Source organism: Pseudoalteromonas sp. SK18 (assembly GCF_001974855.1).
GTDB lineage: Bacteria > Pseudomonadota > Gammaproteobacteria > Enterobacterales > Alteromonadaceae > Pseudoalteromonas.
Genome location: NZ_MTQB01000008.1, coordinates 1 through 20,805, shown reverse-complemented (window position 1 = coordinate 20,805; position 20,805 = coordinate 1). Strand labels below are relative to the sequence as shown.

The following is a 20,805-nucleotide window of genomic DNA, read 5'->3' as shown; positions in this document are numbered from 1 at the left end:
CTCACCTGTATTTACTGTGCTTGCATTGCAAAATTTATTTGATCATAGCTAAAACCTCGATACATTAAGTAGCGCACGCGCTTAGCTTTTTCTTTGTACTCGAGGTCTGCCGGTGTCGTTGAATATTTTTTGTTGTACGCTTCCTGCGCGAGCTCAAACCAATCTATTTCCAGCTCATCAACCACTGTTTCAAGCAGTGCTCTATTAATCCCTTTACTCATGGCCTCACTTTGAATTCGCTTTAAGCCATGGCATTTAAATATGTGTTTTCTGACAAACCCTTCACAGTAACGCTGCTCGTTAATAAAATTGTGCTTTTCACACCAATCAAGCAGGTTTTCTATGAAATCGTCGGTTGCTTCTCTTTGCTGTAACTTTTGGGTTAACTCACGGCGCGAATACTCTTGCCGACCAAGCAACCAAAGCACATAGTTTTTTAACTTTTGTTTTAACGTATCATCCATTAAGCGTCAAAGCGTCCGCTTTGCTCGCTACTTAAAGGCTTAATGTTACTGTCATCACTTGGTGGCACAACGGGCATAAAAATAGCCTGATAAGATACAAAGAAACTAATGTAGCAAATTGGCATTAAAATCAACAGCGGTAGTAGCGATAAGAACATCGACAACACCATTAATAATGCGCAAATAATACCATAAACACTTAATGGTAAAATATTATAATAAAACACCATAAACGAACTTTTTAAGGCATTTAAAATACGCTGCTCTTTATTAAAATAAACCAGCGGTACTGCGTAGGCAAACGAAGTAAAGTAAATAGAGAGCGCAATTAAAAACAATGCCACGTTAGCAAGCGAAATACTCTCAAGCATTTGGCTAACGGCGGTGTTTGGATCTAGGCCAGGCTGTGTCATAACCGCCATTGCATCAGCAAATAACCCATTGGCGAGCAAGGCAATTAAAATACCGGCACCCATTTGATAAAGCGCTAAGCGAAATAAGCCTAACCGATTTCCTTTGGCTGAAAAGGGCTTCAAAATGTCGGCTAACATAATTTTTCCGCCCTGCTGCTTGGTAAGCACGGCTTGATAAAAACCAGCGGTTAAAAATGGTGTAGCCAATGCTGCAGCTATTTGTAATACCGGTAAAAATAACGACAACAAGCCAACAATGCCAATAAACAAATGCATAAAAATAAAAGTTAATGGCTGAGTTTTAAAAATTAGCCAACCTGCTTTAAGCCACTTTAATGCTGCATCCGCTTTAAAAATTCGTAATTGTGTAGACATACTTGCTCTTAATTAAAACAAAACACACCGAGTATAACTCGGCGTTGGCTGGTATTACATAGGTGGTGGCGATAAATGCCGTTAATATTAGGGTCTGTTGCCCTTTACGGATTAAAATTTGTTCAAACTAGGGGCGATTTAATCGCGGCGCGAGGTTTGTAACCTAGTGGGCTAAGTAAAAACCGAGCAACAAAGAGTAAATCGCCCCTAGGCAGAACCCGAAGGGCAACGCCTGTTTGGCATTGATGCTGCGTTATCGCCTATTTATGGGGAATAACCACACCACATAGGCTATGCCTTGCCTAAATACCAAACAGACTGCTGCAAATTCAACCTTGAAAGGTCAACAGACCCTAAGGTTTTTTAATTTTCTTAATATCTAGCATGTGAGAGCCATGCTTAATCTTTGTCTCTAAATACGCCTTGTTACCGGCAAGTCCTGCTTTGATGTGTGCATGAGTGCCCACAACAGAGTCGACCTCTATACCTGCATCTTTTAATGCGTTGAGCTTTTTAGGGTTATTGGTCATTAACTTAACGTGCTTTAAATTAAGCGCATTGAGCATTAATACTGCATCCGAAAAGTCGCGTAAGTCATCAGCAAAACCTAAATGGTTATTAGCCTCATAAGTATTCATACCTTGTGATTGCAGTACATACGCATCAATTTTATTGTATAAACCAATACCACGCCCTTCTTGGCGCAAATAAAGTAAAATACCACCTTGTTCGTGCATCATTTCAATACACTCGTTTAACTGCTCACCACAGTCACAACGTGACGAGTGAAATACATCGCCAGTTAAACATTCAGAATGCATACGAATAAGCGGAACACCTTGCTCGGTATCGGCGTTATTAAATACTAACGCAACATGCTCTTGGCCATCTTTTAAGCCACTAAAGGAAATAATTTCTGCAGGAATATCACTATTTTTGCCAACATTAAGCTGGACTCTTGCTCTTACTTGCGCCACGACCAATCCAAATATTAAAAAACTACGACACGATAAAGTGATAATATCACAAAATAGGTTAAATACACCGTAGTACAAGACTGTTTATGGCAAATATATGGCGACGGTAGCGACTATTTTCAATCTTTAACCGCAAATATATTACTAGCGAGCGTTTACCTTGATTTACCTAAAGTGATGACATATACATAAGGATTTGCTAATTTGTTATCGACAAATAATAGGGATCATTATGAAACTAAACAAACTTGCATTACTGATGGGCTTAAGTTTATCTTTATTAAGCACCACGTCATTTGCCGAGCAAGCAAATAACGCTCAAACCGTTTTCAACGACGCGTATCAAAATTATTTAAATGCGATTAAAACCAAAGAAAATATGCAACAAGCCGCGGAGCAGGCTTACACATCAGGTAAAACTGTTTACGGTGAAAATGCTGATAACACCGCAAACTTAGCGATTAACTATGCAAAATCAATTAATCGATACGGTAAACAGTGGATTGAAAAACGTTTTTCACTTTACCAACAAGCCTACACTATTTCAGTTAACAACCATGGTAAACAATCATTAGAAACCGTTGATGCTTTAGTTGGCATGGCTAATTTTGCGCCCTCAGCTCAAAAAGCGGACTATTATTTAGAGCAAGTCATTGCAATAGCAAACACAGAAAATAAACCTAAATTTTTGGCCGATATGAAATTAGAAGCGGCAACCATATTAGCCAATAAATTCAGCTACGAAAAATACCGTGAAGCTAAAAACTACTTAGAAGAAGCCGATGAGTATTATCAAGCTAACTTACCTAAAAACTCGGTTGAACAAATAAAAGCTGACTTTTTAATTGCGTCATTTGCGGAAGGTCGAAAAAGATACGACCAAGCAATTGAACGGCTTAATCGCGTAGTAAAGGTATTTGATGAAAGCTTAAGTTACGATCACAACGCCGAGCTAACCGCACACTCAAGACTGATTGGCTTGTATGAAAAACAAGGCAAAAGTGATGAAGCCACGAAGCACTGTATCGCGATAGCTAAAATGGTGCCGTGGAAAGAAAGCCAAGAGCAAACGCCGCTATACCGCGTTAACCCTAAATACCCTAAAAACAAGGCGCGATTTAGTAAGGATGGCAGCGTAGTTATGGAGTTTGAAGTAAATGAGTCTGGCTTTGTAAAAAATCCGCAAGTACTTAGTTCTGAAGGTGGCGTGGCCTTTGAAAAATCGGCAGTAGAAGCATTAGCGCAATGGCGTTATGCACCTAAGTTTGAACATGGAAAAGCCGTTGCAGCAACTTCCAAAGTACAGCTCGACTTTAAAGTAAACCGTTAATAACATACCAAAGGCGCTTTAAGCGCCTTTTTAGTTTATTCTACTTTAACTTAGCTAAAATGTTATCGCTGGCGGCCTCTATTAAATCAAGTACCTTTTCAAAGCCATCATCACCGCCATAGTAAGGATCGGGAATTGCGCTTTGTGCTTGCTCGCCATACTCTAAAAACAACGCAAGCTTGTACTGCAAATGTTCAGGGCAACGTGCGGTTAAATCCGACAGGTTTTGTTTATCGGCTGCTAAAATAAGGTCAAACTCGCTAAAATCACTACTACGCACCTTGCGCGAAAAAATACCTTTAAAACTATAACCGCGTTTTTCACCAGCCTGCATTGAGCGCCTATCTGGTTGATTACCTTCGTGATGACCAATAGTCCCTGCCGAGTCCACTAGCAGATCAATATCTAACTTTTTAGCGCGAGCTTTTAATACCGCCTCAGCCGTCGGAGATCGACAAATATTACCTAAACAAACAATCAGTACTTTTTTCACTTATGGTTCCCTAAGCTTTGCTAAAAATCGGTGATAAACGTTATTTTAATGAAGCTAATATTTTTTGTTCGCCTTCAAGCATGCTCTGCATAGCGGTTCCCTGTTTTACACGGCTATGTAAAGTAGCAAGCTTAGGCCAGCGCGACTCATCTAGTTGCTCACCGCCATGCTCCATATTCATTAACTGGCAGCTCACTGCAATGTCGGCAAGAGTAAAGCTGTTACCAACAAAGAATTCGTTATTCCCTAAATAACCTTCTAAATAATCAAATAAAGGCGGTAATTTTTCATTTAATGCACTTTGCACTAAGGCTTCATCGGTTGGCTTTTGCATTGTAGGAGCAATAATACGTTGCTGAAACACCGTAAATGTCGCAAAAGGAGCCAGCTCGTAATCTGCGTATTTTTCTAGCCAGCGAACAGCTGCACGTTGCTCTATAGTATCACCGAGTAAAGCCGATGAATTAAGGTATTTTTCATCAAGATATTGGCAAATAACGCTAGAATCCGCCAAGTTTAACTCGCCATCTTTTAGCGCCGGAATACGCCCTAACGGATTAACTTCTAAAAACCAGTCAGGCTGATTAAACGGCGAGACTATTTCGAGTTTATAGTCCAGTTGCTTAAGCGCTAAACACACACGTACTTTACGCACATAAGGAGAAAGCGGGACACCATAAAGAATTATACTCATTGTTATTCCTATAAATTAAAACCACTTTAAAACCACTTTAAAACTGCTTTAAAACTGCTTTAAAACTGCTTTAAAACTGCTTTAAAATTGCATCATTGTAGTCATCAGCATTTAAGGTTAAGTTGAACTTGGCCGCAACGCTATCTAACTCGGCTTGTTTAATCGCTAAATCATCCATAGTGATGGTGTTATCGTCAAGCTGCCATAATAATCGTGAGCCCGCATAACTATATTGAATCGCCAATAATGCATCGGGGTTACCTTCTCGTCCCGCCGCTTTTAGCTTAGCCATTTTACGAGTGATTTTATTAAGCGCTTTTTTAAGCTCCCACACATACACCACCTCACTCATAAAAGGATGTGTTCGGTATTTATTTAACAACCAGCCTATGCCAATACTCGTAACAATTACGCCTAATAAGTTCCAATGAAAATGATTGCCACTTTCATCGGGAAATAATGCAATTAAGGTTTGTGAAATTGCTAAACTGCCCACAGCTAAACCTGCTGCACAGCCGACAATAACGCGATTTAAATGTTTACGATAACGTGCTTTATCTATTTGAATAAGTTGCATAGCTGCCTAAAAGTAAAAAACTAAAAAATTCACAGCCCCATTGTAGCTAAACCCATCACAGAGTTAAGACTCTTTTTTAATAAAATACCCGTAGTTTTTGATTTAGCGCCTGTTTTATACTGCTTTCAACATAAAACCAACCAACGATTTTATTTGCACCCACATATTAGGCATAGGATAGTAGGCAACAAATACGACTCAGCATAGGAACATCATGATAAAAACACTGATTGCCACAAGTTTAATATTTTCTTCTTTTAGTACTTTAGCCAATTTAAACACACCGCTAACCCCAGAAGAATTGCGAATTGAAAAAGCCAGCCAAGCGATGCCAGCCGTACTAAGCGCTTTTGCCAGCGAAGTTAATCAATTTGAGCAGCAATTCAAGTCAATCTCAAGCTATGCACAAGCCGTAGATGCCGTTAATGATTACTCAAAACGATTGTGGTTTAGTGCAAAAAAACGCATCGCTAAAACGCAAAACTTAGATGATCGTGCACTTTACTGGGCTCGCTTACAATCAAGTAAAATAATTCGCACCATTGAGCCTGCATTTTCGCTGAGCGCCGCGCAGCAAACAGTGTTATTAACGTTGCTAGAAAAAGGAAGCCGAGGCCGCACTGATCTGAGCTACTCACAAAACACCACAAAAAAAATATTACTAACCGGGTTTGACCCTTTTTTACTTGATAGAAATATAAACCAAAGTAACCCATCGGGCGTAGCTGCACTGCTTCTTGATGGCCAAGTAATTAATTATAAAGGTATTAGTGCTGAAATAAACACCGTGATGGTGCCAGTGCGTTATGAAGACTTTGATCAAGGTATTATAGAATCCTTACTTGCCCCTTATTACGCTCTTAATAATGTAGATATGGTAGTTACCGTTAGTATGGGTAGTAAAGACTTTGACCTTGAACGCTTTCCGGGTAAGCGCCGCAGTGTAACAGCGCCCGACAACGCCAATATAGTGTATGGCGGTACCAAAACAGCGCCGCTCATTCCAAGCTTAAACGACCGCCCATTACCCGGTACTGAATTTGTAGAATTTAGCTTACCTGTTAGCGCTATGCTAAAGGCAAAAGGCCCTTTTCCTATTAATGATAACCACCATGTTATTACCCTAAAAAAAGACTTTGAGCCTAACAGTTTTGACGAATTAAAAGATGCTGTTGCAGTGCGAGGCGGTGGCGGTGGATATCTGTCTAACGAAATTTCGTACCGCAGTATTCGCCTGCGTAATCAACTAAATTCAGATATTCCGACTGGACATATTCATACCCCGCGAATAGCCCAGTTTGAACCCGAAACCGAAGCTAAAATAGTAAAACAAATTCAAACCATGTTAGAGCGCAGTTTAGTCGCACTATAAATGCCCTCTAACAATCGCTCTAAAAAAGTCATTATTGCTTAGCAACATGACCAATAATGACTTTTTAACACTATGTCACTTTACCCGCTAAATTAAAACGTGGCTGGGTATATAGCTGGGTTTTAACCACCTCAGCTAAAATAGTTACTGCTTGGTAAATATCTTCAAACGAGGTGTAAAGAGGTGTAAAACCAAAGCGTAAAATATTAGGCGCACGAAAATCTGCAATCACCCCTTTTTCAATTAACGCTTGGCATATAGCAAATGCGTAGGTATGTGAAAACGCTAATTGGCTGCCTCTTTGGCTCGAATTCTCAGTAGAACATAAATGCAAATCACGTAAGCATGAATGTGTTTGTACTAATTTAATAAATACGTCGGCAAGTGCAATCGACTTTTCTCTTATTTTTGAAATATCTACATCTTGCCATACATCAAGCGCAGCATCTAAAGCACTCATAGCAATCACACTGGGTGTGCCACATAAATACTGATTTATATTGTTAGCACGTTGATATTTTGCATCAAAAGCAAATGGTTTGGCATGACCCATCCAGCCTGATAAGGGTTGTTTTACAGCAGCTTGGTGGCGTTTTGCTACATATAAAAACGCAGGCGAACCAGGGCCGCCATTTAAGTATTTATAGCCACAACCAACAGCAAAATCAGCATTACAGTTATCAAGTTCAACCGGTATAGCACCTGCACTATGGGCTAAATCCCATATCACCAAAATGCCTTTTTCATGAGCTAGCTGGGTGATTTTGTGCATATCCAACAATTTACCGGTCCTAAAGTTCACTTGTGTTAACAGTAATACTGCCACTGAATCATTTAGGCTTTGTTCAATATTTTGCTCTGCGACGAGTTTTAGCTGACACAAATCGGGTCCTAATAATTCACTTAACCCTTGTACCATGTATAAGTCAGTAGGAAAGTTATCCTCGGTAGATAACACCACGTTACGCTCAGAGTTTAACGATAGCGCACTACTTAATAGTTTAAATAAATTAACCGAAATAGAATCACAACAAATAACTTGGCCTTTGTCGGCACCAATAATAGGCGCTATTTTCTCCCCTACCTGAGTAGGTAAATCAATCCATTGGTGATCATTCCAACTTCTAATTAGGTGACTACCCCATTGCTGGCTTACCACCTCTGCTACGCGCGACTTTACTGCTTTAGGCAAAGCACCTAATGAATTACCATCGAGATAAATAGTGTCTGCGGGTAAATCAAATTCGTCACGCTTGTGAGCCAGCGTATCCGCTTTATCAAGCGCTATAATCTCATTAAAATTCATTGTTACATCTCATTCAAATTTTGTATTAGTGTATTAAATGCAGCTGATCCCGGATGGATCCAATCAAAATGCCCCACGCCTTCTAACATAACAACTGGACGTTTAAGCTGTTCTAAATTAAAAGCAGGCACGATGGCATCTTGGTCACCTTGTAAAATAATGCTTTGCGGATGAAGCGATTGCTCACTCGGGTTAGCTTGCGTGTATGCCTTAGGTTTATCGGTTGGCATACCTTGCATAAAATCTTGAGTCACTTTTTGACAACTATTATCACCACGCGCATACGCTTTTATATCAGTAATAGGGGCCAAGCCAATAACCCCTTTAAGCTGGCTTATTTCACCACCAGCAAGCAATGCTAAATGCCCACCTGCCGAATGCCCTACCGCAACTGATCCCGCTAATTTAAACTCGCCATTATTGTAAGTACTTGCCGCTAAAATACCGGCTTTAACATCATTAAACGTTGCAGGCCAGCCACCACCGCTTGCACCGCTTCTTCTATACTCTAAAGACCATACGTTAAAGCCAGCTTGTGCAAGCCCCGTACTTAACGCATACGTGTGTTTAATATCGTACTCACTCAGCCAACAGCCACCATGGAGTAAAATAACTAATGGCGTTTGCACCAGTGTTTGCTTTGCACGCCAAAGTAATGCGTACTGTGACTCATCACTGCCGTAGGCTATTTTTTCATCGGCTAAGTTAAATCCCAATGAAGCTACTTTTGCATAAGCTACATTATTTTCAACATCAGGAAATTTAACTTGCTGCGCGGTGGCGTTGACCAAAAAAGGCCATACAGAAAAAAATAAAACTACTAAGTTTTTCAAAATAAAGTACTTCCTTTTATAACCTTAAAAGCGATATAACTGAAAACGCTGGCAGTCGTTTATAAATGTTCTATACGACTTACCAGCGCTATTACGTCATTATTAATAAAATAAATCGAATGATTTATTGTTGTTTAAAAACCGTGCCTTCTTTCATAACAAAATCAACATCCAATAAAGCACTTATATCACTTAATGGGCTGGTGTCTAAGGCAATAATATCAGCAAACTTACCAGCTTCTATAGTGCCTAAGCTATGATTCATATCAATTAAATCAGCCGCGTTAACCGTTGCCGACTTTAAGATATCAGCAGGAGTCATACCCGCTTAGTACATTAATACCGCTTCTTGTGCGTTAATACCGTGCTTAGATACGCCACTGTCGGTACCAAATGCAATGTTAACCCCCGCCTTATAAGCCTTAGTAAAGTTATTTAGCATATCGCCACCAACCTTGATTGCTTTGCTTTTAATGGCTTCAGACATAAAATCAGAGTTATTGGCTAAGTTAACCACCGTATCGCCAGCAAGTAACGTAGGCACAAGGTAAGCACCTGTCTCTTTAAATAGTTTAATACCTTCATCGTCGGTGTAACTACCGTGCTCTATACTATCAACGCCCGCACGTAATGCTGCGTTAATACCTTGGGCAGCATGGGCATGACTAGCTACTTTTCGCCCTAAACCATGTGCGGTATCAACAACTGCTTTAAGCTCATCGTCTTGCATTTGCTGACCTGTACCGGTAGTCGTATCCGAAAGCACCCCACCAGTAGATGCGACTTTAATTAAATCAGCTCCATACTTGATTGCGTAGCGAGTTTTTTTGCGGCACTCTAGTGCACCATCACACACTGTGAGCGGTGTTTTCATCGTGAGTAAGTCTGGGCTCATACCATCAACATCTAAGTGCCCGCCGGTAATAGTAACGCCAGCACCAGCAATAATTCGAGGGCCACTTATCCATCCTTTGGCCACCCCATTTCTTAATGCATACATTTGCTCACTTTGACTGCCTACATCACGCACTGTAGTAAAACCCGCCAGAAGGGTTTTGTTAGCAAAATGCACACTGCGCATTGCTACATCTGCATCAGACATTTCCACCAGCTCTTTTTTGTTATCTGGCCCAAGCTCACCTTGTAAATGCACATGCATATCCATGAGTCCTGGCATAACAAAGCTGGTCGATAAATCGATTAGCTGAGCATTTTCACCAAAACGGTTGATAGGTAAAAAACCCGCTGATACCGAAACTATTTTGCCATTTTCTATTACTACGGTTTGTTTTTGTTGTGGTTTTTCTCCGGGAATAGCTAGCAACTCTCCTGCATGAATCACTTTAGTATCCGCATGTGCATTAGTAGCAACGATGTTGACTGCGAAAAAAAACGAGGTAACCACACTCAATCGAAATATGCTCATTAAACTCTCCAATGAATCGTCATTCGTTAATAACAACGAAACAACGTTAAAATATTGTTATATCACTAATACCTTATCAGGAAAGTTATAAAAACAAACCACTATCATACTTTTATTACAAAAAAACGGCTAAAAGTCAGACTATTAAAACAAAAAAGCAGCACGCCTAATTGGTCGTGCTGCTTTTAAACATCGCAATTAAAAATAAACCTTACATCGTTTCCTGGGCCTAAAGTTAAACTTTAAAGAAGGCAATTTCTTTTTTAAGCGAACCAGACAAATCAGTAAGTACTTTAGTTGCCGTGTCATTTTTATTCATCGATTCAATGGTTTCTTCAGACATTACCGCAACCTGCTCCATTGCAGCACTAAATTCAGTTACCACTTGAACTTGTTCAGATGCCGCGCTCGACACCTGCTTCACCAAGTTCAACGAGTCCATTGCTTGTTCCTCAATGTGTTTGAGTAAATCTGTTGCCTGCATGATTTTCGCTTTGCCGTTTTCAACCTGTGGCTGCGTTGTTTCCATAGCACTTACAGATGCTGCCGTTTGAGTTTGCACATCGTTAATCATAATCTCAATTTGTGAGGTGGCTTCACCGGTGCGCTGTGCTAACTGGCGTACTTCGTCTGCAACAACGGCAAAACCACGCCCCGACTCACCCGCTCTTGCAGCTTCTATTGCGGCATTAAGAGCCAGCAAATTAGTCTGCTCAGAGATACCACTGATCACACTCGCAATGCCGCCTATTTGTTTTGTATTTTCAGCTAATAACCTTATTTGCTCTACCGTTTCATCAACGGTGGTCGCTATGCGTTCCATTTCGGTAGCGGCGGCATTCACCACTTTACGACCTTCCATTGCATAGTTAGCGGTTTGCTCTGAATTAGTCTCTGTTTGTGCTGCAATATCGGCTACTTTATCAATGCTAGCGCTCATACTGCTTAATTGTGAGGCTGTTTGAGTAGTTAATTGAGCTTGTTGCTGCGCACCATTTAGTACCAAAGTAGAACCATCAGACACTTCTTCTACTTTGTCTTGTAGTTTGTTAGACGCATAAATAATATTCTTAGCGATACTGGTCAACTTTGTACTCATGGTATCTAACGAATCAAGAATACTGCCTGTGTGAGGTGTTTTTAAACTCTTGGTTAAATCACCGTCTGCCAATACAGCTATAACTTGCTGTGCTTCATTAGGCTCACCGCCTAGGGTCGCTCTGAGGCTTTTATCAATAAGTATACCCACAGCAACAGAGAAACTGATCGCGATAGCGCTCAGTATCAGCATAAAGTTTTCAAATGTTCCAGCAACGTCTCTTGCTTGAGGTGTCGCTATTTGGTTTTGATCTTCCTGATAATCAATAAACTGATTGATAGTGTTAAGCCAATTAATAAAAGCAGGTCGAGCTTCATCAAGCACCTTTTCATCAACCGGCTGACCAACCTTTTTCATTGCAATAATTGTCTCCACAATAGGCAAAGTTTTTTCCTGAATAGCCTCAATACGGCGTAAAATATCACGCTCTTTTGCTGTAAATATCGTGTCGTTATTTAGCATTTGCCTCATCTGCGTTTCAGATTCAGCATAAAATCCTTCTAATCTTTTGATTTCCTTTTCATATTCTCTAACCCTTGCGTCATTATTTGCAATAGCTATATCTCTAATGGCAATAGCACGGTCATGCACACTGCCTCTAAAGTTAATAGCGTAGCGTTGCTTTACTGAGTTTACATCAGTGATTTTTGCTAGGGTTCTATCGATATAGTTCACACGATTAATACCTTGCGCAGTCAGAAGAACTAACAACGCTAGTACAATTCCAAAACCAATAGAGAGTCTTGCCCGAATGGACAATGACGAAAAGAAGTTCAACATAAATAGGCTCAATGAGAAGTGATAGGCAGTTATACGAATGTTACCAAAAAATAGCCTTCTTTATTATCAATAAAGCTAAAAATAATATAAAAGAACTATTTTTAATTGCAAAAAACGCAAACTATTAAAAAAAGCCAAACAATTGGTTTAAAAAATAACCACAAGCAAAAAACAAATATCACTGTTCAGTAACAATGATGGCAACGTAAGATCAAAAACTTTTTAAGCTCAAACCCAAAATGAAATTAGTTTTTTCATGCAGCTAAACCTGATAGGTGTGCCTATACTTAATCTAGGTGTTGTAATACTTTTCATATACAGGGAGCTTATGGATATTAAAGACATAAATATTGCGCTGCTAGAAAAGTGCAATTTTCTTTTAATGGTATTTGATAATGACGATCAGCTTAGTTACCTTTCTTCTAGGTGGTCAGAGCTCAATATTGCAGCTAAAAACATACCAACCATTAAAAGCTTTTATGCCTGTTGTACAACTGAAAGTAAAACACTATTACAACAACAAATTAACGCTCTACAATTGCAACATAATGAGTTAGACCAATTTGATATTAAACTGAAACTCGCCACCGACTATTTTATTAAACTTAACTGTTGCTTGCATAGCGTGCAGCAAAATCAGCGCCAATATACGGCTTTAATTTTTAACCAGCACTTTGCCCAAGTGTCGTCTGTTATTAGCAATAACGAATTACAAACCATCATAGAAAATGCCGGCGAAGTTTTAAAAGTGGGTTATTGGCAACTCGACTGTAACACTAGCCAATTATTTTGGACCGATGAAATTTACACCATTCATGGTGTTTCACCCAGTAACTATTCCCCTGAACTAGACACAGCAATAAATTTTTATCATGAAGACGATAAACCCAAAATAGCCCATGCGGTCGAGCAAGCTCTTGCGAGCGGGCAAGGGTGGAGCTGTATAAAGTTGCGTGTTGTAGGTAACGATCAACAAGAGCGCATTGTTATATCAAGCGGCAATGTATCAAGAAATAAAAACGGTGCAATCACTAAGTTGTATGGCATTTTTCAAGATATATCGGGGAGTGAAAAAATCGCTCTAGAGCGGGACTTTTTAGTTACCGCACTCAAAGAAACTACGGTTGGGATGGTGATTGCCGATAAAGACAAGCGCGTTATTTGGGTAAATGGCTCATTTGAGAGAATAACAGGCTATACACTCAATCAAGTGGAAGGTAAAAAACTAGGTGCTATTTTACAAGGTGAAAAAACTGACGCCAACACAATAGAGCAACTTAAAATTCATCTTAAAAAAGGCATCCCTATTACCACCCGAATTTTAAACTATACACAAAGTGGGGACCCCTATTGGAATGAACTGGCCATATCACCCATTTTTAGAGACGGCAAAGTGGCTTATTACTTTGCTGTACAAAACGACGTAACCAAAGAAATAAACATTGAGCATAAACTGATCGCGCTTAACACCAGTTTAGAGCAACGTATTCAGGCGCGTACTCAAGAGCTCTCTTCTCTTAATAAAGAGCTAGAAAAACAAGCAAATATAGACCCACTTACAGGCTGTTTAAATAGACGAACTTTATACAGATCACTCAGCGATGAACTATTAAAAACACAAAATAAAAACACCTATATTTCATTATTAATGCTCGACATAGACCACTTTAAAGCCATAAACGATAACTATGGTCATGAGGCTGGAGATTTAAGCTTAAAAGAGCTAACTAATACATTACGCTCCTTAACCAGGAAACGTGACCTTGTATTTCGTCTGGGCGGCGAAGAGTTTTTAATTATTATGCCCAACACAAACAAAACCGAAGCCAAGCAAGCCGCAGAGCGAATTAAAAACACGATTAATCAACATCAAGTTTTCTATCGCAATAAAAACATTAACTTTACGGTAAGTATTGGGTTACTTACTCATGATGGCTCTATCAGCTTACAAAACAGCTTAAAATACGTTGATGACTATTTATACGAGGCAAAAACTAAAGGTCGTAATAGAATTGTTGATTGAACAGTTTTAAATCAATTAGTAAAAACTTAACTAGTCATATAAGCTAACTACTTGAGCATGATAATTTAATTGAATTTTACGCTAGCTCGAGCATTATTATTTTTATTCAATTACTCATTGTTAAGTACATCAAAAACAAGGTTACATAATGATAAAAGCGTCAACACCTAAAGATGAACTATCACGGCTAAAAGATTTATATGAGTATGACGTTTTAGACACTGAAGCTGAAAAATCCTTTGACGATTTAACCCAACTTGCATCTGATATTTGTGATACGCCAATCTCACTAATAAGCCTCGTTGATCCCGACAGGCAATGGTTTAAATCAAAGCAAGGTCTTGATGCAGCCGAAACAGCTCGAGATATTTCGTTTTGTTCTCACGCAATTTTAGAAAACCAAGTATTCGAAGTTCAAAATGCACTGACAGACACCCGCTTTCACGATAACCCTTTGGTTACAAACGACCCAAATATTCGCTTTTATGCAGGTGCACCTCTCATTACACCTAGAGGCAATGCTATAGGTACGTTATGTGTTATTAGCGATAAACCAAAAAAGCTTTCCAGCAAACAAATAAATGCTCTTACTGTTTTGAGCAAAGAGGTCATTGCGCAATTAGAGCTTAGGCTTAATAATAAAAAGTTAGTGATGGCATTAGAAAAACAAAAAAAACACAATAAAGAGCTAGAAAAGTTAAAAGAAGAAGCAGATACGGCCAATAACACAAAGAGTAAATTTTTGGCAAATATGACTCATGAGCTAAGAACCCCATTGCATGGGATTTTAAATTTAGCTGAATTTGGTATGACCGAAACCACAACAGAGGAAAAAGACAGCACCTTAAAAAGTATTTTAAAGTCAGCTCATTACTTATCAAATATTGTAAATGACATTTTAGACTTTTCTAAGATTGAGGCTGGCAAGTTAGAAATTGAACATATCCACTTCAACCTTAATGACGTTATTAGCGATGTAATAAAACCTCAGCTACAGCAAGCGTCTGCTAAAGGTATAAAGCTTATTACATCGGTAGATCCTAAAATAGCAGACAATTTAAAAGGCGATCCTCTTCGGATTTCGCAAATTTTAAATAACTTGTGCTCAAATGCGATTAAATTTACCAACTTTGGCCAAGTAGAGCTGAAGGTAAGTGTTAAAAGCACTACATTACAAACACAAGTACTCACCTTTGAAGTTATTGATACAGGGCTTGGGATTAATGAGACTGTTCAAGCGCATTTATTTAAAGAATTTCATCAGGCAGACTCATCGACCTCAAGAAAATATGGAGGTACAGGTTTAGGCTTATCAATTTGCGCTCGTTTAAGTGAGTTAATGCAGGGGCAGCTTAGCTTTACCAGCAAAATAGGTAAAGGCTCGACGTTCACTTATGAGCAAAGCTTTGAGATTGCTTTATTGCCATCAATACCAAAACAGAGCACTGAGTTAACAAACCTGCAAGGTTGTACTGTTTTAGTTGCCGAAGATAACAAAATAAATCAGCTTATTATTGTTAAAATGCTCAAAGCCCATAATGCTAATTTAATTATTGCAGAGAACGGTAACGAGTGTGTCCAGTACTTTAAAGAGCACCCGGTAGACTTAATTTTCATGGATATACAAATGCCTGAAATGGATGGGATAAAAGCTACTCAGGCTATTAGATTGCTTCCTACAGGTAAAACCGTTCCAATTATAGCTATGACAGCAAATACCTTAAAACAAGACATTGAGCATTATTTAGATATTGGTATGGATGGCTACTTAACTAAACCGTTTGATAAAGCTAGACTCAATAGCTTACTCAATGTTTATAACCCTAGAAACCTTAACCTAAAGAACTTAGCAGTAAAAATTAGCGATCCTAATATTTCTAGTAACAGGAAGCTAAACCAAATATGCAAAGAGTTAAAAGCACTCATTCCCGGTGCAAATCGAGTCAGCCTGTGGCTATTTAATAAAGAATACAGTGCATTAAATTGCCTAATTTGCCTTGATGAAAATAATGACGTGTCCAATGGCACTGTTTTAACTGCAGAAGACTCACCTGCTTATTTCAATTATATTTTAACCAACCAAGCACTCGACGCCTCCGATGCTAGAAACAACGACGTAACTAAGCAGTTCACTAGCTCTTACTTTGAGCCACTCGATATATACTCTTTACTTGATTACATTTATATACTTGATAACAAACCGTTAGGTGTTATTTGTTGTGAAAGTGTAGGCTCAAAGATCACTTGGAGCCATACTGATAAAGAGTCGTTAATCAAAGTCGCAGACGTTACTAACTTGTTTTTATCAAAGCAGATTGAATCCACATAACAAAATACACTCAGAAAAAAATTAATGACTAATAAATTAAGAGGTTTAATGAGGAGTGAAAACTCAAAAGCCTCGCACCTTATTAATTCACTCTCTATGTAGCTAAAACCCAGGTTAACGTTGTTAGCTTCCTACAAGCTTAGGTATAATGACCTATCTTGGCTGTGTTTATTAGCCTCTAAATTGGATCATCTCCTATGAAAAAACTATCTGCTGTGCAAGTAAAACAACAAGCACTTGTCCTCAATGTTGCTGATAAAATAGAAGCGCAAGGCCGGGCTGAAATCCCAGGCATGCTGCAATGCTGGTTTGATGTGGAATATCATTTATTTCCAGGCTCTTTACTAATGTGTTTTCAGTTTGAAAACCAACAAGCATTAACTGCTGCAGAGCCTGACTTATTAAAATGGCAAAAGCGTTTAAGCGCTGCCATGCTTAAAAAAGGCGTGATTTTAAAGGATATGCGTAAACATTTAGTGTTTACCTTAAAAGGACCGGACGACTAAACCACTTATAGCGAAAGCACACTCTACTTTGGTGTGCTTTCCAAATTAAACTCATTAACGTGCTTAATTAGCTCTGGGAAAAACGCCAAAAAAAGCCCATCTAGCTCATTGTAATGGCGGCATATATCTTCTGCAGCGCCAGAAAAAGTATTAGTAAAGCGAATTCGTTTAGCAATATTATCAAGCGCCAGCCCCACTCCATCAACGCTTTCGTACTCTTTAAACCAATCGTTTTGCATCATACTAGTTACCACACGTTGCATTCGTGTAGGCATTACAGGTATACGTTTATCCAAAAGCCCATAACTGGTGTGCTTAAAATCAATTAATGATTGGTTATTAAACTGTCGCCAATGCTGAATAAGAAAATGATCAAACACCACATCAACTGCCACACCTGCAAAGCGCCTGCGCTTAGGTGAAAAAAGCTGTTTTGCTTCTTTAACTAAAGGATGTGCGTCAGTAAATTTATCCACTAAATAATGATTATCTAGCGCACTTTTAACGCTTTTAGGTATATGCGTTAACTGCCTTTGACCACCAAAATCTCCCAACAAATTGCCAAAGTGAGAATCAGCCGTAGGCTGTGCTAAATAAAGGTGGGCTAAGTAATTCAAGGTGATCTCAGCAGTTGATCAAAGTATTTAGATAATAACGCAGTTTTGGATAAAATTCATTTTAAGGGAGTACAGTTTCATTTAGCTTTATTCTTCAAAACTATCCAATCAATTACAATTGTATTTTATTAATTCAGTAAAGAGTCAGGCCAATTTTGTTATCACTGTTGCTGCATTTTTTGGTGCTGCATGAGTCATAAAACGTCTTGCTTAACCTTTAATACTAAATGCTATTTTTCATTGTAACCAAGGCTAATCACGTATTATGACAACGACTTTATTAAGCAATTCACAGCAAGTCGCACTGCAACAAGCACTATTCAACAGTAAACTGTTAAACAGTGCTAATTTAAAGAGTGATAACCCACCATCACTTGAGCACAAAGCCTATAGCGATATCGCCGTAATGCTCTATCGCTTTAATTTACAAAAAATAAAATGGCCCTCTTTTTTAAAAGCAGCCATAAGCGCAGCAAATAATGTATGCCAATGGTTAACCTGTGAACTTGTCAGATGCCAGCAAAACTACAAAGCCCAATCTGATGAAGCAGTAAGCGTTGAACAAAGTGCATTTTTTTGTGGCGTTTTTAGCGAAGAGCTCGCTTATATTCAGGGCTTGCTAGAAATAGAAACCTAAGCTTAATTAGGTTTTAGTAAAGTAATGTGACTCCTCCCCCTGTTACAGTTGTTTTTCAAACCTTGCCAGAAATAATAAGTATAACGTTCGTATATGCAGTACATTCCATCAACGTTTTCCATAGGCTTTAACTAATCGATTAAAAACTAACCTTTATTTATTAAGTTTTTATTCTACTCTTTATTAATTAGTGGTGCTACAACGAGCCTGTTATTTTTCAAAGATACAAGTCGATAAATAGACTGCCAAAAGGAATTTAAAAATGTCCTCACATTTAAATCAAATTGGTTTCACTTCAATTAAAGCAAAATTATTAGCAAGTTTTAGTTTAATTATCATTATGCTAATTGTTACTGCTGGGATCGGTATATATAACCTCTCCATGATGAATGACCAAATGAGTAAAATAATTAATGTTTCAGCTGAAAAAGTAAAACTCGCAGCCAGAGTCAATCAGGGGGCTTTAGCTGTATCTCGAGCTGAAAAAAATATAATTTTGGCAGACTCAAAAGCAGCCATGGATGAATACGCCGACTTCATAGCTCAAACACGAGATGAAATGCTAGAGCGACGTGCCACTCTTCGCAATTTAGTCAATGACAACGGCAAACGTTTACTCGATGAATTTGCCGCGACATGGGATGAATATATTGAGGTAAACCTTCAAATCCGTGACTTAGCAAGAGCTAATTTAAACGACAAAGCAATAGCTTTATCTAAAAATGAAGGCAGGAGGCTAAACGATTGAGCCATTTCTCAAATGGCTAATTTAGTAAATGCAATCGAACAAGATATGGCAAATGACGAGTTAAAAGCTCAAGCACGGCACTCCTCTGCATATAGCTTAATGCTTGTAATTACCCTTATAGGCTTAATCGCAGGTATTGTTATTGCCATTTTTATCTCTTCGAGAATTACCGGCGCACTTAATCGCCTTTCACATAGAATGAACGATATTGCCGATGGCGAAGGTGATTTAACCGTAACAGTCGACGATTCATCAAAAGATGAAACCGGCGACGTTGCCCGCGCATTTAATAAATTTGTTGCTAAAATTCGCACCACAATAACCTCAGTGGCATCTGAAACCACTCAGGTTGCATCAACTTCCGAAGAGCTTTCAATAGTTAGTAACACCACAAGTGCAGCAGTTAAAAAGCTGCATGATGAAACGCAACAAGTTGCCACCGCCATGACACAGATGAATGCAACAATTCAAGACGTTGCAAATAGCGCAGAAAATGCCGCCAGTTCAGCAAGTGATTCAAATAATAATGCTCAGGCCGGTGAAAGCATGGTGAACGAAACAGTTCACGCGGTTGATAACCTTACTAAAGAAATTAATCAATCTGCTTCTGCAATTGAAAAGCTACAAGCCGACAGCGAAAATATAAGTACCATATTAGATGTTATTAAAGGCGTATCTGAACAAACAAACTTATTGGCATTAAATGCCGCCATTGAAGCCGCAAGAGCGGGTGAGCAAGGCCGAGGTTTTGCAGTAGTTGCTGATGAAGTAAGAACCTTAGCACAACGAACTAAAGAGTCAGCCGCCAACATAGAACAAATGATCGATAAGTTTCAATCCGGAATATTAACCGCCATTGAGGTAATGACCAAAAGCCAACAACAAACAGACTTAGTTGTTGAAAAAGTGAGTAAAACAGGTGAAACCCTGCGAACAATCAATGACTACAGCAGCGCAATTAATGATATGAACGCGCAAATAGCCTCAGCCGCTGAGCAACAGGCCGTGGTTGCAGATGAGATCAGCCGCAACGTTGTTAATATTAAACAAGTGACAGAGCAATCATCAGCTGCAACCGAGCAAACATCAACAGCAAGTAACGAAATGGCAATACTAGGCAATAACTTATTAAAACTGGTACAACAGTTTAAAGTGTAAGTACTGGGCTTCTCATGCTTTCAAGCTGAGTAGTGTTCGAAAGCAGGTTTAGCAGTACAAAGCACTAAAAGCATAGGTAATAAAAGGAGCTCAAATTGCAGGCATGAATGACTTGTGGTCACCTGCAAACGAGCCCTTTTGGCTGCTGCCGGTGAAGAGGTAAAAACTTACACAAGGTTTTCCTCTCTTAAATTAAACTTTTAATTAGATTAATTGAGTATACAGGCCATTAATATGCTTCATGGCTCGGCCTAAATTTGCATCGGGGGTTTTGATTAGCAGGTGGTAATGATTGGTCATTAAACAATATGAATGCACTTCAATATTAAAGCGAAGGCTTGCTTGCTCAATGCAATGTAAAAAATACTTAAAGTCGTTATCACTTAAAAAGATATTTTCGCGCCCTCTTCCACGATTCATTACATGATAAAACGCATTTTCATACTCTATTCGCAGCGGCCTAGACATAGTAATTCACTCAATGAGTAGTAAACTATAAATCTAGACCTTTGATGTCTGAGGTCAAGATTTGATAATCATATAGAAAGCTCCTCGAGTTTTTCGATACAGTTGTGTTGACCAAAACATAAACTGTATCTCGAGGAGCTTAGTATGAAACTATATGGTGGAATTGACTTGCATTCAAAT

General features: G+C 38.9%; 19 protein-coding genes and 1 pseudogene. 8 read left to right on the top strand and 12 right to left on the bottom strand.

The annotated features are described in order from the left end of the window. Window positions 1-11 precede the first annotated feature (11 nt). The 3 genes from BW139_RS07770 to ribA all read right to left on the bottom strand — a co-directional run bounded on the left by BW139_RS07770 (window position 12) and on the right by ribA (window position 2,229). A complete protein-coding gene (locus tag BW139_RS07770) occupies window positions 12-464 on the bottom strand; it encodes a regulatory protein RecX (protein ID WP_076919290.1) in 453 nt (150 codons plus the stop codon). Then, window positions 464-1,252, bottom strand: coding sequence for a BPSS1780 family membrane protein (locus tag BW139_RS07765; RefSeq protein WP_076919289.1), 789 nt, complete (start codon window positions 1,250-1,252; stop codon window positions 464-466). The genes BW139_RS07770 and BW139_RS07765 overlap by 1 nt, the downstream gene beginning before the upstream one ends. A gap of 353 nt (window positions 1,253-1,605) precedes the next feature. Next, entirely contained in the window at window positions 1,606-2,229 is a 624-nt protein-coding gene (ribA, locus tag BW139_RS07760) for a GTP cyclohydrolase II (RefSeq protein ID WP_076919288.1), read from the bottom strand. Between the two features lie 232 nt (window positions 2,230-2,461). Here ribA and BW139_RS07755 point away from each other — a divergent pair, with 232 nt between their 5' ends. Then, complete coding sequence (locus BW139_RS07755; RefSeq protein ID WP_076919287.1) at window positions 2,462-3,559, top strand: TonB family protein; 1,098 nt, start codon at window positions 2,462-2,464, stop codon at window positions 3,557-3,559. A gap of 40 nt (window positions 3,560-3,599) precedes the next feature. Here the strand turns inward: BW139_RS07755 and BW139_RS07750 are convergent, their stop codons facing one another. From BW139_RS07750 to BW139_RS07740, 3 genes are all read right to left on the bottom strand, one after another. Further along, a complete protein-coding gene (locus BW139_RS07750; RefSeq protein WP_076919286.1) occupies window positions 3,600-4,052 on the bottom strand; it encodes a low molecular weight protein-tyrosine-phosphatase in 453 nt (150 codons plus the stop codon). A gap of 40 nt (window positions 4,053-4,092) precedes the next feature. Then, window positions 4,093-4,746, bottom strand: coding sequence for a glutathione S-transferase family protein (locus BW139_RS07745; protein ID WP_076919285.1), 654 nt, complete (start codon window positions 4,744-4,746; stop codon window positions 4,093-4,095). Window positions 4,747-4,816: 70 nt separating this feature from the next. After that, window positions 4,817-5,323: a DUF3087 domain-containing protein gene (locus tag BW139_RS07740; protein ID WP_076919284.1), complete on the bottom strand. Its 507-nt coding sequence runs from the start codon at window positions 5,321-5,323 to the stop codon at window positions 4,817-4,819. A 214-nt stretch (window positions 5,324-5,537) separates the two neighbouring features. Here BW139_RS07740 and BW139_RS07735 point away from each other — a divergent pair, with 214 nt between their 5' ends. Further along, on the top strand, window positions 5,538-6,695 hold the full coding sequence (locus BW139_RS07735) for a hypothetical protein (RefSeq protein ID WP_076919283.1): 1,158 nt from the start codon (window positions 5,538-5,540) through the stop codon (window positions 6,693-6,695). Window positions 6,696-6,765: 70 nt separating this feature from the next. Here BW139_RS07735 and kynU read toward each other — a convergent pair whose 3' ends face one another. From kynU to BW139_RS07715, 4 genes and pseudogenes are all read right to left on the bottom strand, one after another. Then, window positions 6,766-8,001 carry a kynureninase gene (kynU, locus tag BW139_RS07730; RefSeq protein ID WP_076919282.1) on the bottom strand — a complete coding sequence of 412 codons (1,236 nt, stop codon included), beginning with the start codon at window positions 7,999-8,001 and terminating at the stop codon, window positions 6,766-6,768. A 2-nt stretch (window positions 8,002-8,003) separates the two neighbouring features. Next, window positions 8,004-8,834, bottom strand: a complete 831-nt coding sequence (locus BW139_RS07725; RefSeq protein ID WP_076919281.1) for a S9 family peptidase — start codon at window positions 8,832-8,834, stop codon at window positions 8,004-8,006. 124 nt (window positions 8,835-8,958) lie between these two features. Then, window positions 8,959-10,260 (bottom strand): annotated as a pseudogene (locus BW139_RS07720) (amidohydrolase family protein). 235 nt (window positions 10,261-10,495) lie between these two features. Further along, the gene (locus tag BW139_RS07715) at window positions 10,496-12,139 is read right to left on the bottom strand and encodes a methyl-accepting chemotaxis protein (protein WP_076919280.1); all 1,644 of its coding nucleotides are present in this window, start codon (window positions 12,137-12,139) and stop codon (window positions 10,496-10,498) included. A gap of 328 nt (window positions 12,140-12,467) precedes the next feature. Here BW139_RS07715 and BW139_RS07710 point away from each other — a divergent pair, with 328 nt between their 5' ends. The 3 genes from BW139_RS07710 to BW139_RS07700 all read left to right on the top strand — a co-directional run bounded on the left by BW139_RS07710 (window position 12,468) and on the right by BW139_RS07700 (window position 16,997). Next, entirely contained in the window at window positions 12,468-14,162 is a 1,695-nt protein-coding gene (locus BW139_RS07710; protein WP_076919279.1) for a sensor domain-containing diguanylate cyclase, read from the top strand. 148 nt (window positions 14,163-14,310) lie between these two features. Continuing rightward, a complete protein-coding gene (locus BW139_RS07705) occupies window positions 14,311-16,491 on the top strand; it encodes a response regulator (protein WP_076919278.1) in 2,181 nt (726 codons plus the stop codon). 197 nt (window positions 16,492-16,688) lie between these two features. Beyond that, on the top strand, window positions 16,689-16,997 hold the full coding sequence (locus BW139_RS07700) for a hypothetical protein (protein ID WP_008115106.1): 309 nt from the start codon (window positions 16,689-16,691) through the stop codon (window positions 16,995-16,997). Window positions 16,998-17,020: 23 nt separating this feature from the next. Here the strand turns inward: BW139_RS07700 and BW139_RS07695 are convergent, their stop codons facing one another. After that, entirely contained in the window at window positions 17,021-17,614 is a 594-nt protein-coding gene (locus BW139_RS07695; protein WP_076919277.1) for an ACP phosphodiesterase, read from the bottom strand. A gap of 265 nt (window positions 17,615-17,879) precedes the next feature. Here BW139_RS07695 and BW139_RS07690 point away from each other — a divergent pair, with 265 nt between their 5' ends. The 3 genes from BW139_RS07690 to BW139_RS07680 all read left to right on the top strand — a co-directional run bounded on the left by BW139_RS07690 (window position 17,880) and on the right by BW139_RS07680 (window position 20,157). Next, complete coding sequence (locus BW139_RS07690) at window positions 17,880-18,251, top strand: hypothetical protein (protein WP_076919276.1); 372 nt, start codon at window positions 17,880-17,882, stop codon at window positions 18,249-18,251. Between the two features lie 262 nt (window positions 18,252-18,513). Further along, on the top strand, window positions 18,514-18,999 hold the full coding sequence (locus BW139_RS07685) for an MCP four helix bundle domain-containing protein (RefSeq protein WP_076919275.1): 486 nt from the start codon (window positions 18,514-18,516) through the stop codon (window positions 18,997-18,999). Between the two features lie 12 nt (window positions 19,000-19,011). Continuing rightward, a complete protein-coding gene (locus tag BW139_RS07680) occupies window positions 19,012-20,157 on the top strand; it encodes a methyl-accepting chemotaxis protein (protein WP_076919274.1) in 1,146 nt (381 codons plus the stop codon). A 204-nt stretch (window positions 20,158-20,361) separates the two neighbouring features. On the opposite strand, the gene BW139_RS07675 is transcribed toward BW139_RS07680, so the two are convergent. Continuing rightward, entirely contained in the window at window positions 20,362-20,625 is a 264-nt protein-coding gene (locus BW139_RS07675) for a transposase (RefSeq protein ID WP_254844955.1), read from the bottom strand. Window positions 20,626-20,805 lie beyond the last annotated feature (180 nt).